15 protein-coding genes are annotated in these 16,892 nt (G+C 48.6%); 8 read left to right on the top strand and 7 right to left on the bottom strand.

What is annotated here, in order from left to right:
* Positions 1 to 139: 139 nt before the first annotated feature.
* The 4 genes from B7992_RS16825 (at position 140) to B7992_RS15325 (ending at position 3,016) form a co-directional block, all read left to right on the top strand.
* Positions 140 to 298, top strand: a complete 159-nt coding sequence (locus tag B7992_RS16825; RefSeq protein WP_176421975.1) for a hypothetical protein — start codon at positions 140 to 142, stop codon at positions 296 to 298.
* Positions 299 to 524: 226 nt separating this feature from the next.
* Entirely contained in the window at positions 525 to 767 is a 243-nt protein-coding gene (locus B7992_RS15315) for a hypothetical protein (RefSeq protein ID WP_073161259.1), read from the top strand.
* Between the two features lie 16 nt (positions 768 to 783).
* On the top strand, positions 784 to 1,785 hold the full coding sequence (locus B7992_RS15320) for a viperin family antiviral radical SAM protein (protein ID WP_073237699.1): 1,002 nt from the start codon (positions 784 to 786) through the stop codon (positions 1,783 to 1,785).
* Positions 1,786 to 2,272: 487 nt separating this feature from the next.
* Positions 2,273 to 3,016 (top strand): hypothetical protein, encoded by a 744-nt coding sequence (locus tag B7992_RS15325; RefSeq protein WP_088666722.1) that lies wholly within the window; start codon positions 2,273 to 2,275, stop codon positions 3,014 to 3,016.
* A gap of 74 nt (positions 3,017 to 3,090) precedes the next feature.
* Here the strand turns inward: B7992_RS15325 and B7992_RS15330 are convergent, their stop codons facing one another.
* The gene (locus B7992_RS15330) at positions 3,091 to 4,341 is read right to left on the bottom strand and encodes a dicarboxylate/amino acid:cation symporter (RefSeq protein WP_088666723.1); all 1,251 of its coding nucleotides are present in this window, start codon (positions 4,339 to 4,341) and stop codon (positions 3,091 to 3,093) included.
* Between the two features lie 153 nt (positions 4,342 to 4,494).
* Between B7992_RS15330 and B7992_RS15335 the strand changes: the two genes are divergently transcribed.
* Complete coding sequence (locus B7992_RS15335) at positions 4,495 to 5,946, top strand: hypothetical protein (protein ID WP_088666724.1); 1,452 nt, start codon at positions 4,495 to 4,497, stop codon at positions 5,944 to 5,946.
* A 211-nt stretch (positions 5,947 to 6,157) separates the two neighbouring features.
* Positions 6,158 to 7,729, top strand: a complete 1,572-nt coding sequence (locus B7992_RS15340; protein WP_073287057.1) for a hypothetical protein — start codon at positions 6,158 to 6,160, stop codon at positions 7,727 to 7,729.
* A 41-nt stretch (positions 7,730 to 7,770) separates the two neighbouring features.
* Here the strand turns inward: B7992_RS15340 and B7992_RS15345 are convergent, their stop codons facing one another.
* The 4 genes from B7992_RS15345 to B7992_RS15360 form a co-directional block, all read right to left on the bottom strand.
* Positions 7,771 to 10,590, bottom strand: a complete 2,820-nt coding sequence (locus B7992_RS15345; RefSeq protein ID WP_088666725.1) for an AAA family ATPase — start codon at positions 10,588 to 10,590, stop codon at positions 7,771 to 7,773.
* Complete coding sequence (locus B7992_RS15350) at positions 10,590 to 11,774, bottom strand: exonuclease SbcCD subunit D (protein WP_073161267.1); 1,185 nt, start codon at positions 11,772 to 11,774, stop codon at positions 10,590 to 10,592. The genes B7992_RS15345 and B7992_RS15350 overlap by 1 nt, the downstream gene beginning before the upstream one ends.
* Positions 11,775 to 11,879: 105 nt before the next feature.
* Positions 11,880 to 12,899: a DUF4435 domain-containing protein gene (locus tag B7992_RS15355; protein ID WP_073238832.1), complete on the bottom strand. Its 1,020-nt coding sequence runs from the start codon at positions 12,897 to 12,899 to the stop codon at positions 11,880 to 11,882.
* A 6-nt stretch (positions 12,900 to 12,905) separates the two neighbouring features.
* Positions 12,906 to 14,438: an AAA family ATPase gene (locus B7992_RS15360; RefSeq protein WP_088666726.1), complete on the bottom strand. Its 1,533-nt coding sequence runs from the start codon at positions 14,436 to 14,438 to the stop codon at positions 12,906 to 12,908.
* Between the two features lie 146 nt (positions 14,439 to 14,584).
* Between B7992_RS15360 and B7992_RS15365 the strand changes: the two genes are divergently transcribed.
* Positions 14,585 to 15,583, top strand: a complete 999-nt coding sequence (locus tag B7992_RS15365; RefSeq protein ID WP_088666727.1) for a hypothetical protein — start codon at positions 14,585 to 14,587, stop codon at positions 15,581 to 15,583.
* A gap of 442 nt (positions 15,584 to 16,025) precedes the next feature.
* Positions 16,026 to 16,214, top strand: a complete 189-nt coding sequence (locus B7992_RS15370) for a hypothetical protein (RefSeq protein WP_088666728.1) — start codon at positions 16,026 to 16,028, stop codon at positions 16,212 to 16,214.
* Between the two features lie 131 nt (positions 16,215 to 16,345).
* On the opposite strand, the gene B7992_RS16830 is transcribed toward B7992_RS15370, so the two are convergent.
* Both B7992_RS16830 and B7992_RS17015 read right to left on the bottom strand, forming a co-directional pair.
* Positions 16,346 to 16,501, bottom strand: coding sequence for a hypothetical protein (locus B7992_RS16830; RefSeq protein ID WP_158236521.1), 156 nt, complete (start codon positions 16,499 to 16,501; stop codon positions 16,346 to 16,348).
* Positions 16,502 to 16,522: 21 nt separating this feature from the next.
* Positions 16,523 to 16,892: hypothetical protein (locus B7992_RS17015; protein WP_217897622.1), on the bottom strand; the 370-nt coding region annotated here is incomplete at its 5' end.

Below are 16,892 nucleotides of genomic sequence, written 5' to 3' on the forward strand. Positions count from 1 at the left end.
TTAGAGTATATTTCTAGGCAAGTTAAACAAATTTACTTGGCGACTTAAATTCGCCACGAATAAAAATCCGGATATTGACTACTCTCAATGCAAAGGGCTTGACGACGAAAATGGAACCTTCGTAATCCGCCTTGAGAAAATGCTGAACATCATGTTCCTTGTAAACGATACATACGTCAGCGATGTCCAAAGTGTAAAGTTCATGGATTTCTATTCCCAGTACAATATGGAGATTTCCTTGTACTTGATTTATATGACCTTCGCTCTAAATTACTGTGATGAGGTAAAAATTGAGTAATTGAAATAAAGTTTCATCTTTATTGTCAACTTCCAATTATTCAAGCCCTATATGTTAATGAGCGGACAAACTGCTCAAAACATATAGGGTTTTATGTTTTAGCAGTCATTCTCTTCTAAACATAACCACAATACAATCTTACGAGGGATAAAGGCTTTTGCAACCGCAAAAGTCCATGGAGATTTTTGTCTTCAAGCAAAAATTTTACCCAAGAAAGGAGTTCTAAATGGCAAATCTGTCAACCGACAAAGAAATCAACACCCTCTGCAACCGCCTTTTGGCTACAGGCCTTTGGCAAGTCGTTCGCAAGGGAAAACATACGGTAATCAAGCATGTCGCAAAAGGAGCGAGAATGTTCTTCTCTGTTCCGTGTACCCCCAGCGATCCACGCGCCTATTCCAACTTCAAGAGAGATTACCTCAGATATCTACGCAACTATCTCATTCAAACAGGCACTATCATCCGATAAACCCAGGAGCCCACTAATGAACATCAAGACCATCGTCATCAACTGGCACATCACCGAATCTTGTAACTACAAGTGCAAATACTGTTTTGCGAAATGGAATCGAGTCAAGGAAATCTGGACAAACCCAGACAATGTCCGAAAGATACTTGAAAATCTTAAAAGCATTCGCCTCGAAGATTGCCTCTTCACCCAAAAGCGTCTCAATATCGTAGGTGGCGAGCCCATTCTGCAGCAGGAACGTCTTTGGCAGGTCATCAAAATGGCTCACGAAATGGACTTCGAAATTTCCATTATTACCAACGGAAGCCATCTTGAATACATCCGTCCCTTCGTCCACTTGATTTCCCAGGTAGGAGTTTCCATTGATTCCTTCGATCACAAAACCAATGTGAGAATAGGCAGGGAATGCAATGGTAAGACTATTTCCTTTCAGCAGTTGAAGGAAAAGTTGGAGGAACTCCGCACTCTTAATCCTGGCCTCAATATCAAAATCAACACCGTAGTGAACGAATACAACTTCAACGAAATTCTTGTGGACCGTATGGCCGAACTGAAAATTGACAAGTGGAAGATTCTTCGTCAGCTGCCTTTTGATGGAAAAGAAGGCATTTCTGATTTCAAGTTCAACACCTTCCTGTTCAACAATCTCAAGGAAGAAAAAATGCCAAAGAAAGATCCTCTGAGCAATTTCTTGGCGGCCTTCAGCGCACCCCAAAAACCAAACAACGTCATTTTCGTTGAAGACAACGATGTCATGACAGAAAGCTACCTGATGATCGCTCCCGACGGAAGACTTTTCCAGAATGGTCACAAGGAATACGAATACAGCCGCCCCCTCACTGAAATTTCTATTGATGAAGCCCTGGAGGAAATCAACTTTGACCAGGAAAAGTTTAACAACCGTTATGAAAACTACGCCACCGAAGAGGCCAAATATCGCATGGAGGAGTTCTTCCTTATGAACGAATACGAAGACGTTTCTTTCGACTGCTGCTGCCCATTTGGAGACAAGGATTAAGTCACCACGCCCCAAGAGCATCCCTCAACGGCTCATAAATTTGGTGCAACCAGGTTATCAAGGAGACTGGAATCGGCAAATAATTACGCCCTTGATAGCTTTGGTTGCACCATCCCTATCACCACCAACGTCCAAAATTCACTGTCGTCTAATACTATTTATTGACCTACTAAAAAATTTTATCTAACTTTCGTTTTACATAGCGGGAAACCGCAACCGGATTTTTTGAGCTTTGCTCTTATCTTCTAGACTGGAATCGGCAAAATTCACAAACGCAGAAGATAGCAGGCAAACGCTCACGTCCCATTGGGGCGTGGGTTGTTGTCGTTTATTTATGCGTAATGGCTTTGCCGAGCCTCAGTCTGTAAGTAAGCGAAGAACGACACCACGCCTTTTTTATTTGAACGAAATTCATTCTTCATAAAAAGTCGTCAAGTTCTTCTTAAGTTCGAAAAGGTTGCATTCACAACAAAGTAAAGGAGCTTTTATGAAGAAAATATTACTTGCAGCAACCGTCACCGCATTTTTCGCAGCATGTTCTGACGATTCGTCATCATCTGCACCAAACGATTCTTCTGTTTCCAGCATTTACGAACTGGGCGCTTGTAACAGTAGCAACAGAGGCGAAACAAAATACGTCCAGGATAAGGACGACAACTATGTGTGCATCGGTGGAGAATGGATGGCAGAAAAGGATGCCTCCGCTCCTAAATCCAGCAATTCAGGAGGTTACGCGGATGCAATTACAAGTTCTGATTCCGGCGAAAATCCAAAGGAAGAAATCAAGGAACCTGCAAAGCAGGAAGTTTCCGTTTACACTACGGCGCGGACTACCCTAACCATCAACCTGCTCAAATACGAGCAGCTAAAAGCTATGGACGAAAAAGACAAGGAAGATGGCGAACCCCGAATTTCCTTTACCATAAAGTCCAGCAAAGACGGCATCGATGAAATGGATCCTGTCAAGACAACAACGATCAATCTCGGTAACGATGTGGGCTACTGGTTTGGCAGCAAGGAAGTTTCCGTACTATTGCCCAAGGGTATTAATATCATTCAGGTATGCCCCAAGTTTGTCGACGAAGACGCATTCTTTGACGACGAGGAATACACATCCACCAAATGCTACGCAATCAATGATGTAGGACAGAAAATTGATAAGGCCATCAAGCAGACCGACGACGGTTCTGCCTACTACACCATGGATTGGGAAGTAACGGTTACCTACTAAAATAAAATTTCACTAAAAAAATCCAGTCCCAAAAAATCTAGGGCTGGATTTTTTATACATAGTCTTAATTTATCTTACTTGCTCAGATCCTTGTTGGTCATGGCGCAGACGCAGGAATCGGACCAGACGTTTTCTGCAGTCTCGATCATGTCGATGATGGCGTACAGCGGAAGGATCACGCCCATGACGCCGATGTTTGCATTCATGCCCACCATGAGGGAAAGGGTCAGGAAGTAACAGCCCATGGGAACGCCAGCGTTACCCACTGCAGAAAGAACGGAAATGAACACCCAGGTGATCATGGTGCCGAGAGTCAGTTCCACACCGCTGTTCTGCATCACGAAAAGGCTGGTCACCAGGATAAAGGCGGCGCAACCGTTCATGTTGATAGTGGTGCAGATGGGGAGCACGAAGCGGGCCACTTCCGGCTTTACCTTCAGGTTGTCTTCGGCAGACTGCATGGTCACAGGCAACGTTGCGGCGGAACTCTTGGTAAAGAAAGCCATCATCACGGCGGGGCTCATCTTCTTGAGAACATGGAGCGGATTCAGACCGCGGGCAATAAGGAAAAGGGGCAGCACAATGAGGAACTGGATAGCGTTTCCGCCCATGACCACAGCCAGATACTTTCCCAGGGAACCCACCACCACGCCGGCATTCACCTGTGCAGAAAGCTGGGCGGCAAAGGCCACAACGCCAAGAGGCAAGGCCCAGACGAGAGCGCGGATCAAGGTAAACAGCAATTCGCGAAGACCGAGGATCACCTTCACAAGAGCATGCTTGTTATCAGAATCAGGCATAAAGGCGAGGCCCAGGCCCACGGCAGCGGCCACCATCAAGATACCCAGCACGTTACCGCTGAGGAAGGGCTGCACCACATTGTTGGGAACGATGCTGAGGAAATGGTCATAGTAGCTCATGGCGCTCAGGTTCTGGGGAACTTCGGCGGCACCGCCACTGACCAGATCCATGGGCAGGTTGCCCGGTCCGATAATCTTATAGAGAAGCAGTCCCACGAAGGCGGCCGCAAAAGTGGTCAGCAAGGTGTAGATGATGGTACGGCCAAAAATGCGGCCGGTATTCTTCTGGACACCCAGGGCAGAAAGAGTGGTCATGAGGGCAAGCGCAATGGTAGGCACGGCCACAAACTGGAACAGGCGGGTATAAACAGAAGCGATGAAGTTAATCAGGTTCTGCAGACCTTCACTCTGGATCAGACCCAAAAGGGCACCAAGCACCAGCGCAACAACCCAGACAATAACCTGCGTCTTGACAGACTTGACTTTCCTGGCGGCTCCGGCCATAGCATTTTCGTTCTGAGACATTTGGACCTCACTAAAAAAAATCTGACCGAAAATTTAGAAAGATTAAAAATTCATATGGTAAAAACTTTTACATCTGTTATAAAAATCAGACGGACCTATTTGACAAATAAACTCTCATTTTTTATCTATTCGGCAAATCTTTTTGGAGGTTTAATGAGGATTTCTTTTTTTAAAGGTCTGGCAAAAATTGCCGGCATCGTTCTCGTATTCGCAGCTACAATTTCCCTTTCCGCATGTTCCGGCGACAACGGCAGCGACGGTATCAACGGCGCAGACGGTAAAGATGGCAAAAACGGCAAGGACGCCAAGGAAGTCAACGTAGATTCCCTGGCAAGCGCCATCCGTGACGAAATCACCGGCACCCTGTGGGATTCCCTTTACGCAGAACCCTACGTAGACACCGTCTACAAGATTCTCTTCGACAACGCCTTTTCTGACGCCTGGATGGACTCCGTCCGCGAAGCCCTCATCGACAGCCTGAAGGAAGCCGATTTCGACTCCATGTACGCCAAGCTCTACGACAGCGTCTACGCCGATATCTACAGCCAGGCAGCCATCCGCACCCTCAATGCCTGGACATGGTCCGTCAAGAAGGACATCTACGGCGCCTTCGCCAATCAGTACCCCCTGATGTACAAGGACTACATCAATTCCAAGGGCGAAGTGCTTCCTGTGCCGGTATCCATCACCGTCAAGAACACCTGCGAAAACAGAACTTCGTTCAGCGAGCCGGAGATTCCCTGCCGCTGGAAGAAAATCACCGTCAAGTCCTGGATCGACGGATTCACTGACACAGCCAGCGTTACCGATTTCGTTAACCCCGACACCACAAGAATTTTCGCCCCCAGCCTCAAATTCAACAACAAGGCATTGGCTGCCCTTACCGCCCCCGAACAGGTGCAGATCCAGATCCGCGCCTACGCCCTGGAAAACGATCACGAAATCCTCTTCTATTCTTCATCTGAACCGTCTACCATCCACCCCATGCAAATCAACGGCGCCGAATACGTCAACGTGCAAAACCGCTCGCTATGGAGCGCCGTATGGGTAACTCCCAACATGGACTCCATTACGGCAATCCACAAGGAACTGGAAGCCAAGCTGCCCAACGGATCCGTAAAGGCCTACCAGCTCTACGACGGCGACGAAAGCATGACCGAAAGTTCGGCACGATTGGTAAAGGCTGTATACGAAGTGCTCAGCGCCAAGGGCATCAACTACGTCAACAATACCGACGCAGGCTCCCCTGGCCAAAAAATCAAGTACCCCATCGAAGTGCTCCGTACCAAGCAGGCAAACTGCATCGAAGGCACCAACCTCTTCGCCAGCATCCTGGAATCCCTTGGAATGCACACCGTCATCGTCAACATCCCCGGTCATGCCTTCCTGGGCTGGTCCACCAACGAAGAGGACTCCAACTACAACTTCCTGGAAACCACCATGGCCTGGGGCAGTAAGCCATCCACCTTCGCTGCCGCCTACGAAAAGGGCATGTCCACCTTCACGAACGAACAGGAAGAAGACCACTTCACCGACGGCTCATCGGAAATCATCCTGATCGAGAATGCCAGGGCCTTCGGCATCAGGCCTAACGACATGCCGTAAAAAAGCAACAATTGTTTGCAAAATGAACTAATTTTCTAAAAAAGATTGAATTTATCTAAAAATGTGCTTATTATTGTAGGCACATTTTTTATATCGTCATTTTTACATAACATAACAAAATCAAGAATAAACTACCACCCAAGGATAAGGAATAAAAAAATCCTTGTTTTTGGGGACGCATAAAAAACAAAGCTAACCTTTTAGAGGCAATATGAAACAGGCATTCACCTTGTCTGCTGTAGACCTTACTGTACTCAAAAATCATAACGTTCAACATTGCAATGGGCTCATCCCCCATACCTTCCACATCGAAATTCCACTTGAGGAACTCCCGCTAGAAAAAATCGCCACCATGACAGTTGGCCAATGGGGCTATAGGAATATCCACCGCGAAAGATTCAAGGAAGTCCCAAACCACTGGCTGCAAGATCTCATTACCTTTGGCTGCGACCAGACCGGCATCTGGAGCGACGTCACCACCTTCGCCAATACAGAATTTCAATCCTTCGAAATGAGACTACCTTCGCCGTCCATGAACCTCCGGGTTATCCTTCGAAAAAAGGGGAAGAGTTGTAGCGCCAACATCTTTATCACAGCACACTTCCTGCCCGAGGACCTCAGGAATTTCTGGCATTCAGAAGACGCCGAAAAGTATTTCGAGATTTTACACCTTTTCCAGATTTACGCGATCCCCTCTCAATGGCCTCCGAAGATAAGCGTCTGCATCGGAGAACCTTGGCACGTCTGCCCCTGCATTATCGGATTCAAGATTTTCTACGAAACGATGTTCCGAAAACCAAACCCAATCAAAATTCCCGATTTCTACTTCGGCAACAAGGACAGTTCCTGGACGCTGAACATTTCAAAAATTAGCGGTCAAAAAATCGAAGGTTCAAAGCCCATCAAGGAAACCATCAAGACGCCCCACGGAACATTCAACATCACCCGCCCCGCCACCAAGGAAGAAGCCAAGCAACAGAAAAAAGAGGCCAAAAAGACCCGACAGGAAAAACTGCAGAACCGCATCGAGCGTCAAAAGCAGGAAATGGAAAGTCTCAGGGAACAGCTGACCGCAGCGCAAAAGGCCTGCGCCCTGGCAGCAGAATCCAGCCGGCAAGCCGCCAACCGCCAAAACCGTGAATTGGAAGAACTGCAGAAAAAGCTGGAGCGCCTCAAGAAATCCAAGGAAAGCGCCATCGCCATGAAGGATGCCGAAATCGACGAAATCCAGAAAATCGCCGACGAGATCATGACCGCCAGCGAGGACGCCCAAAAAGAGCTGATGAACGCAGACTGGCAAATCCAAAATCTGAACGCCCAAGTCCAGGGACTTAGGCAAAGACAATCAGGCTCAGGGATTATTGCAGGCCCCGCCCAGGAACAGGAAAAATTTAGCGGAGAGTTCGAAATCGCCCTCATGAGCGCCCTCCATTTCGCCATGGATAACGCCCCCATCAAGGGAAACTCCCACAACCTCCGCTGCCGAGACATCTGGCAGGCATTCATCCAGACAAATGCAGACGCGGAACAATCCTACAGGAACTACAAGGCCAACGCCTCGAACCTTCTCGCTTCCATCAAGAAGAACAACTTCTGGAAAAGTCTCCCCATGCTCACGCCACTGGGAATGTCCTGCGCCTTGCACACAAACAATCATGGCAAGATCAGATTTATGGATGGAGATGGCCGCTACTCCAGCGTCGTATCCAGTACCCCCAGCGAAACGGCTTCAGGTCCCAGCAATTGCGCCGAGGACCTTAAGCACGTATTCCTCTATTACTGATAGCGAAGTGCTAGGCAACCTCAACGCGCCTAGCACTCTGCCTATACATCTATGTTCACCCGGCTAACATGATTTTCGTCTTTCGTCACGCGAACGATCTTGTCAATTTTATTTTCAAGTTCATTTACATGGCTGATAATTCCTACCAGGCGATGCTCTCCGGCAAGGTTCTGCAAAACATGGATTGCAGACTTCAGGCTTTCATCATCCAAGGAGCCAAAGCCTTCATCCACAAACATGGTGTCCAACTGGATACCGCCTGCAGAACTCTGCACTTCATCGGCAAGCCCCAGGGCCAAGGAAAGCGATGCCAGGAAGCTTTCGCCACCGCTCAAGGTTTTCACTTCGCGCTGCTTCCCACTGACATGGTCAATGACATTCAGATCCAAGCCCGATTGAGCCCTGTTATTGGAAGCTTCCGTCCGACGGATCAATTGATACTGGCCATTTGACAGAATGGCAAAGCGCCTATTGGCACGACGGATAATGCGGTCGAAATAGGATGTCTGAACGTAAGTTTCAAGCATCAGCTTTTCGCGACCGCTAAGGCCACCGTTTGCCGTATCGGATAGATTCTTCAGCCACTGACGCTTCTTGCTGACTGATGCGAGCCGGGTCGCAGCGGTCCTGATATTATCAAGGGTAGACTTGTTCTGGGAAACTCTGCCCGATGCATTTTTCCAGGCTTCCGTTTTCTGAGTCAACAAATCCTTCAACTGTCTGCTAGCCTCTTCCAATTTAGGCAGGTCATATTCGGGAACGCCTTCCAGAGATTTCACAAAGGCATTGATCTGTCCCTTCAGTGCCTCCACATCACCGGAAGTCGCATTGTAGGCATTTACGGCGTTTTCCAGAGCCTTATTGGAGGTTACCAGATTAGTCCGCAACTTCTGAATTTCACTAGAGGCCGCATCCTTGCTTTCAAAGGCAAGATCCTTCAACTTTTCTGAAATGGACTTGTTCAAGGCTTCAATATCCTTGGCAACGGCATTATTGTCAAGGTTCAAATTTTCATTGGCAACGCGCAATTCTTCCAGTTTTTTTTCCTGAGCCGGAATTCCGGTTTCCTTATTTTCCAATTCCTGCTTGCGGTTCGCTTTTTTGATTTCGGCCTTCAGATCTTCACCCAAAGCATTCAAGGTATCGCGATTCTTCTGGAATTCATCGTTCCCACGGGACTTGGCCTCCTCAATAGGACATTCCCCGAAGAGTTTGTTCAATTCATCCTGAAGGGTTCCCCTCAAGCTATCGCAATTACCCTTCTGCTGAACGGCTGCAGCATTCTTGTCGTTACGAGAAACCTCTGCTACAGAAACCTGATTTTTCAATGTTTCCAATTCCGCCTGAGAGGGAGCCTCTTCAGACTTACAGGCCTTATGGGGATGATGAGTGGAACCGCATACCGGACATTCGCAGCCTTCTTCCAGATTAACAGCAAGGATACCTGCCTGCTCATTCAGGAAGGCTTGATTCTTACGTTCGTATTCATCTCGAAGGGCGGTATAGGCCTTTTGAGCTTCCTGGAATTCATCCTGGGCATCCTGCAAATTCTTCATTTCGTCATTGTATTTCTTCTGCAGCCTACCCACATTCTGGATCTCGGCTTGACGTTTTTCCAGTTCCCTGATTTCCGCTTCCAGCCTTGCCTTGTTTTCACCGGCATTAGAAAGCGTTTCAAGTTCTTTCTTCAGGGTCTGAACTTCGGCATACTTCTTCTCGTAAGTAGCCTTGCCTGTTTTCAACTTGTCCAGACCTTTCTCCAAAGTAATCTTCTTTCCATCCAAATCCGTACGATTCTGTTCCAGGCCATCATACTGGGGTAGGGAATTTTGAATGGTGGTAATCTGCTCCTGAAGTTTCTCTCGCTCCGGCTGCAACGCTTCCTGTGCCGTCTTTGCCTTCAATTTTACATTCAGGTCCGCTTCCTTCACAGGAAGTTCTTCCTGGGCTTTCTGCAAGGCACTACGATTATTGACCGCAGTACTAGCCTTGCCCAGTTCCTTATCCTGATCAGAAATCCTGCTCCTAAGATTTTCCAGTTCACCAGCGCAGCTGTTGACTGTAGCCTCATCTTCCTTCACCAGATTCTGCAGCAAGACACAAACCTCTTCCCAATCCGCAATTTGCAAGTTCTGGGCCATGGCCTTCTTTTCAGAAACATCTGCAGCAAGGTTCGATTCTTCAGCACACTGGATTCCGGAAACATGAGTGCAGGCCGTCTGTACCAGGGAATCGCAATTCCTGCTGAAACTGGCCGCCTCTTCACTAAGCCTCTTCTGAAGCTTTTCAAAATTTTCCGTCTTGAAAATCTTGCGGAAAGTTTCGCGTCGATTCTTGGTATCTTCCAGAAGAATCTTCATAAAATCGCCCTGGGCAATCATGGCGATCTGGGAAAACTGATCCCTGTCCAGGCCACCCATTACCGACTTTACAGCCTCCGCCACATCCCTGTCCTTGGACACGCTACGGCTAGTTTCAGAAACATGTCCATTTTCGTCAGGGTAATAGAACGTGACAGAAGCAGGCTTCGTCGTCATCCCCAGCCCTTTCACCTTAGGCGTTTCATATGCGGGATTGCGGCGAATACGGTAGTCCTTTCCGTCGTAGGCAAAAGTCAACTCCACCTCGGTGGAAGTTTCGGGCTTCGCATTGGTGCAGCGGAAAAGCTTTGCATCATCGCGATTTTCACCGCTAGCCTTTCCAAAAAGTGCGTAGGTAACTGCATCGAAAATAGTGGTTTTTCCGGCACCGGTATCACCGCTAATCAGATAAAGACCATGAGCGCCCAGCTTCGCAAAGTCGATCTCGGTACGTTCCGCATAAGGGCCAAAACCCGTAATCACAAGTTTTAACGGTCTCATTATCGGTTGCCCTCCCAAATAGATTTAATCAAATCCTTAACGAATTCGCTTTCATCCTCATCCATTTCGCGATTGTTCATTTCCTTGAAGAAATCACTGAATACTTCCTCAGGAGTTTTCTGGTCTACATTCTCAGAATCAAGGTTAGCGACACTCCTCGTGCGGGAATTGTTATAAGTCAAAGCCATCAAGTTCGGATAATACCCACGCAACTTTGCAGCAGCATCCGACACATCGATTTCATCGGTAAGCACCGCATAGATGTAGTCGTCAAGACTCTTGCCCTCCCGCACCTGGGTTTCACGGAATTCCGCCGAAACCAGAGTTTCAAAACTCGCCTCGATCTTGCGAACATCTCGCATGGGTTTTAGCGGGATTTCACGTATTTCCAATTCGTCACCAAGTTCCACCACCGTTACGGACTTCTTGTGGGGCGCCTCGGAAAGGGAATACTTCAATGGCGTACCGCTATAGCGGACATAGCCTACTCCCGACTTATTCACGGCAACATTCTGCGGGCGATGTATATGGCCTAGGGCTACATAGTCAAAACCTTCAAAGACGTAGGAATCCACATTGTCCAAGCCTCCCACGAATTCCTCGGAGCCGGCTTCATCCACCTGGGCACCGGTTACAAACTGGTGGGCCAGCAAAACATTTCGGCGTCCGGGAATACGATTCATCTTGCTTAAGGCCATCCCTATGGCGCTTGTATAATCAGTAATCTGTTCCCGTTCAGCATCAGCCTCTTCACCTACCCCAAGGGACGCCTTGATTGTCGCCGGACGCACAAAGGGAAGCATCCAGACATCCACCTCGCCAAACTCATCTTTCAAGGTCACAGGTGCAAACTCACCCGTATAGACTGGAGACATAAAAACGTTGCGGCTAGCCATGAGACGACCGCCAAATGCAATTCGCTCGGCGGAATCATGGTTACCGCTCAACACGAAAACCTTCGTACCGAAATCGGACAGCTTAACCAGGAAATCATCCAACGCTTCCACAGCTTCGGCACTGGGCACAGACTTGTCATATACATCACCGGCAATCAATACACCATCCGGCTTTTCTTCTTCTACAATCTTCAGGATTTCAGCTAGAATATACCTCTGGTCTTCCAGCATGGAACGCTCGCAGATGCGTTTACCGATATGCAGGTCCGCCGTATGGATAAACTTCATTTTCTCTCTTCTCCTAAAAAATATGCGTTGTAGAACCAGACTCTTTTTCGGTCTACAAATATACTATCGAAGATTGACACTAAAATGTCAAATATGGGAGAAAAATTATTTCAGCAATCTGCCCAGGGGGAATTCCTTGATCCGCTCCATGGAATCGCCTGCCGCCTTTCGAAGGTCCGATTCCAGCTCTTCGCGGAATTTCTCGAAATCCACCTTGCCGCCATCGGGCAGTTTTTTCCTGGACTTGAATGAACTCCCCTTGCGGTTCCTGTCAAAGGCCATTCTACGGGCAAGCAAATCCATCAGGTCGTGGCCCCGCAGGAAATTGGCAAAATATTTCGGGTGGCCCTCGATAAAATCCAGGACCTCCGCCGCCCTCTTTATAACGGCAGGCAAGTGTTCAGAATATTCATTCTCCGAAAAGGCCAGCATCAAGTTCTCGCCGATCAGTTCCAAGCTTGCAGAAGTCAGATGTTTCAGGTCCAGCAAGCCGAAGGAATCCATAAAGTCCACATCAAACTTCAGGCCGCCATGATTCCCGCCCTCCCGCTGACACAGCATCGAGGCATCGTCAGGCAAACCCCATTCCTCGCGAACCAGGATATTCGCCACCCGCAAAGCCCCCATGGTCACGCCCACCGTCTTGATCCCGTCACGGATACTCTCGATGATTTCGTCATCGTCATAATATTCCACCATCATGCCAGAATAGGAATCCGACAGGAACAGGAACGTTTCAAGATCGTTAAAGCCGGCGCAGGCGTCTACATCAAAAAGCTGATACAGCAGCTGTTCATCATCGATGATCCGCGAACTGTCATCCCTTGATTTTTTCAAAAGTTCCACGGCAAAGTCAAAATCCAGATCCACGCAGAACACCGCAAAATGGACCGTCGGATTTTCCAGGTATTTCCGGTAGCGGGCAAGCACACCCTTCTTCTTGGGGCCGAATTCGATTTTCCATTTAAGACGGTCCTTCAGGTGACTCCGGAAGAATGTGCGGTCGTCATCCCCTTCTACAAACAACGTAATCTTATCCGAATGGGCGTCATTGCGCATTCGTGCCAGATTCACGTCGTAAGCGGGACGCTTCCTGCCAAAATCTTCCAGGTACTCGAAAGCCATCCGAACCTACTTGACCATCTTGGCCAGTTCCACAGTCTTGTCCCAGTGATCGCCGATAAAGGCCGGCGAATGAGTCGCCACGATAAACTGGCGCTTGGGCCTTGCGTTCTTCGCATCGCGGGACTCGTTCTGAATCTTGAAGAGGATCTCAGAAAACTCCTCCTGCCAACTGGGGTGGAAGGAAATTTCAGGTTCGTCCATCATCACCAGCGCCTCGGAATTATTGGCATCAAAAAGCAGACGCCCCAGAAGCACAATCAGATGCTGTTCACCAGAAGACAGGGCATCCAGGGGAATGGCTGCACCGGACCTGGAATTCTTGATTCCCAGGATACTTTCCCAGTCCGAGAGATTGATGGTAACCGTCTTCAGGTCCAGCAGTTCCTTCAGCGACTCCGAGAAAATCTTCAGCTTCTTGATCAGCGGTTCAAAAACATCCATCTTGGCCTTCACATCATCCAGATACATGCTGAACACGATCAATGCGGAATCGTCATCGGTCTCGGGATTCTTGCTCTTCTTCTTGTTGGCCGAAGTAATGATACCGAACTCGTTGCAACTCTTCTCCAGCCTGGCGATGGAAGTCATCTTGGAGGAAATCTTCTTGCGGGTCTCATCGGCGGAAGGACGATTTTTCTGGTTCAGCGTTTCCACCACACGGTCCACGAAGTTGGATTCAAGATTTCGGGCAATCTGGAGCTGCGCCCGCATGCAGCGGTTATGAGCCGCACGGATATCGTCACTGATACTGAAAATCTTCAGAAGGTGAGGGTTCAGCCCCAGGTCCTGCCCCTCTTCGATCTGACGGCCACGAACGCGTCCGGCGAAACCCGAAACCGACCTTTCGATCTCTTCGTTGTACAGGCGGTTGGTACTGATGTAGTTCACCTCGAAATTCAGGCGACGCACCAATGTGACAAGCCACGGGAATATCCTGCGGAAGTGCAGACTGTACCTGCGGAACACACCCGACATGTCGAAGACTTCCCCATCCTTCTTGTCTTTCCAAAGTCTGCAGGACCCATTTGACATATATTGGTACATGGGCTCCAATGTCTGGATGGAACCCACCACCTCGCTGACGGAACGGTCGATATCCTCATCCGTAAAGAAATTCTCGAAGTCATCGCAACAGATGCGGCAAACGTAAGGCTGGAAAGTCTCCTCGTCGCTATTCTCAGAAGATGAGGCCTCCTCTTCCGACTCCTCCACGACACGGGCCGTCTTCTCGATGAACAATATGGTTTCCTTGGGCCTTGCCGCCTCCTCGTCACTGAGAGGTTCCGATCCCGGCCCCATTCTAGGTCTCCACTCGTCTCCCATGGTGCCCTTGAACTTCATTTCGATACAGTCAAAAACCAGGCCCGCAAAATAGCAGAAATTGCCCACGGCGGCAGCACGGATAATCTTCAGGACGGTGGACTTGCCGAAACCATTGGGTGCAGTCAAAATGGTAAAACCGTCGGTCTTCTCGAAATCAATTTCGTAGTCGAAAGTACCGAACAGCTTCTCGATCTTCAGGGAGGTAATTCTCTTCATAGACTTAAATCTAATTCAATAAACCCCGATGAACCCCTAAAAATGGCGATATCCCCAAAAAATGCCCGAAAACCGCCAACAAATAATTTCTATTTATGAGTTCGCAGGAAAAGAACTGCAAACTATAAAAACTTACCGAGGGCATTATGAATCTTGACGCAGCAGTCATCCCAAGCTATTATAGCCGCCTAGTCATGGCAAAGAATCAAGGTCATTTCAAGATTGCACAGGCTCTGCTTGAACTGATTGTCGGTTCCTCTGTGGAAGACAGCACTTCAGCAGTAGGCTGCAAGGCTCTTGAAAAGATTGCACAGGCCAAGGGTCATGCCGCAACTATTGCCGCCGGCACCGAATCCGTAGCTGAAATCCCTGCAGGCGAAGCCGCCGACTGGCAGGAATACGCCCTCCAGACTCCGCCCTATACCCGCAAGCTGGCACTGGCACTGGCCACATACTTCGTCCGCGCCAACCTGCTGGAAACCGCCTACGAGATGTACCTCTCCGCCGGCGAACTGGATGAAGACGGCAGCAGCGCAGAAGAACTCTCCGCAATCGCCGCCGCCGAATCCGGCAACATGGCCAACGACTTCGGCAAAAAGTGCGAAGAGGCAGGCAACCACGCCAAGGCTGCCGGCTGGTACAAGAAAGCCAAGGACGCAGGCCTCGCCGATGCCGATGCAGCTCTCGCCCGCATGCAATCCTTCCACGGCGTCACACGCTTTATCGCCCCCTGGCTCGAAATCGCAAAGAAGACCGGCCGCAAGGAACTTGCAGAAGCCATCGTCGCCATCGCCGCCAACGCAAAGGCAGGCAACATGGACGCCGTTACCATCAGCGAATCTGTAGTGCTCCCCTGCTACCAGGAACTGGATTTCTGGGAAAGCGAACTGGATGCCTATTTCAAGTTTTCCGGAGACGACAGCGAAGCCTACGGTAACGCCATCGCCGCCATCGGCAAGATCCTGGAACGCGCCAAGATGTACAACGTAGCCCTCCGCTGGTTCAAGAAGGCAGGAGCCTACAGCAAGGCCGCCAACGATGACGCCCGCCGCATGCTTCCTCTCAAGAGTAAGTCCATTACCATGCGCGAAGCCGACGACATCTACGATAGCACCAGCCCCATCCCTTCCCTCTGGAAGATCTAGGATTTACGCAACGGTTTACTACGAATGAATTGAAAAAAGGCAGGTCGTGAGACTTGCCTTTTTCTCGTTCGGGTAAAAAAAATCCGGACTTATTTCAACTGCAGTTTCCTTGTCTGATATTTCGTCCCATCCTTGATGAAATAAAGTACACCCCGGGATTAAGGTCCTGCAAAATATGGATCTTTTACATACAAATCGGAAATGGAATTCAGTAATCCTAACCAACGGTATTCCATTTCCTAAACTTACATTCTACTGAATCCATAAAGTTCATCTGCAGTAGAAATAGCGTAACAGCCATCGCTATCCAAAGGCGGCTTTACAGATGCCGCAAATGCATTGGTATAGTAAAACGGAGAAATCTAGAATTTTTTCACTTCCACTCGACACTTCAAAATTTCAAAACGATAAAAGTATCGTAAGGCAAAAAAAGGAAGAAAAAATGGCAAATACGAATCAAGAAGAAAATCCCCTGATGCGCAATCCGGAATACAAACGCCTGGCAAACGAAAAAAACAAGCTGGTAAAGCAAATGACCTTCATGGAGCTGCGCCTAGAAAAATACGCCTACGCTCTCAACGACAAAGACATCCATCAAATCCAGCAGGCAAGCCGCAACGCAGCCCGCTAGGGCAATCACTCATGGGGAATAACCCCAAGCAGGCTTCACACGGTTATTCGTCTTATCCACCATAACACCTAAAAAAGCAAACGCGGGAAACAATCCCGCGTTTTTTGCAATGCCCTTAAGACATCCTGACCCTAATCTTCAGCAGGGGCATTCTCATTAGCTTCTCCTACCTCTGCCTCCTTCACCCAGAACATTCCCAGAATCTTTCCGGTGGAATCCATCTGGATCTTAAGGAATTTACCATCAGGAACCCCGACAGCACCAGTACGGCTACCGTCATAATCCATCCTTGTAGAAGAACCATAAGGTCAAATACTGGACAACTTCGCTGCATCGCGACGATTTGCAGCATCAAGAACCTTTACGCGAGAGGCATCGTAATAGTAAAGGACCTCCCCGTCATGCTGCTCAACTTCCTTGAACTTCAAGACAGCCAATTTCTGTGCGCTCCTGGCGTAAACCATATCTTGCCTTTCAGGAGAACCAGAAGTAAGTCCCAAAACTTTAGGCAAAGTAATCGCACAAAATACAACCAAGATAACAATAGTGATAATAAAATCTTTTCGCGTAAAAGCTCGTTTCATAGACATAAAGATAAAAACAAAAACACTTTTTTGAAGGGTATTCGTCGGGCAGGCCCCGCAAACCTGGGGACAGGCGGAAAGGCCGCCGGCAGGG

It is taken from the genome of Fibrobacter sp. UWH1 (assembly GCF_002210365.1).
Taxonomy (GTDB): Bacteria; Fibrobacterota; Fibrobacteria; order Fibrobacterales; family Fibrobacteraceae; genus Fibrobacter.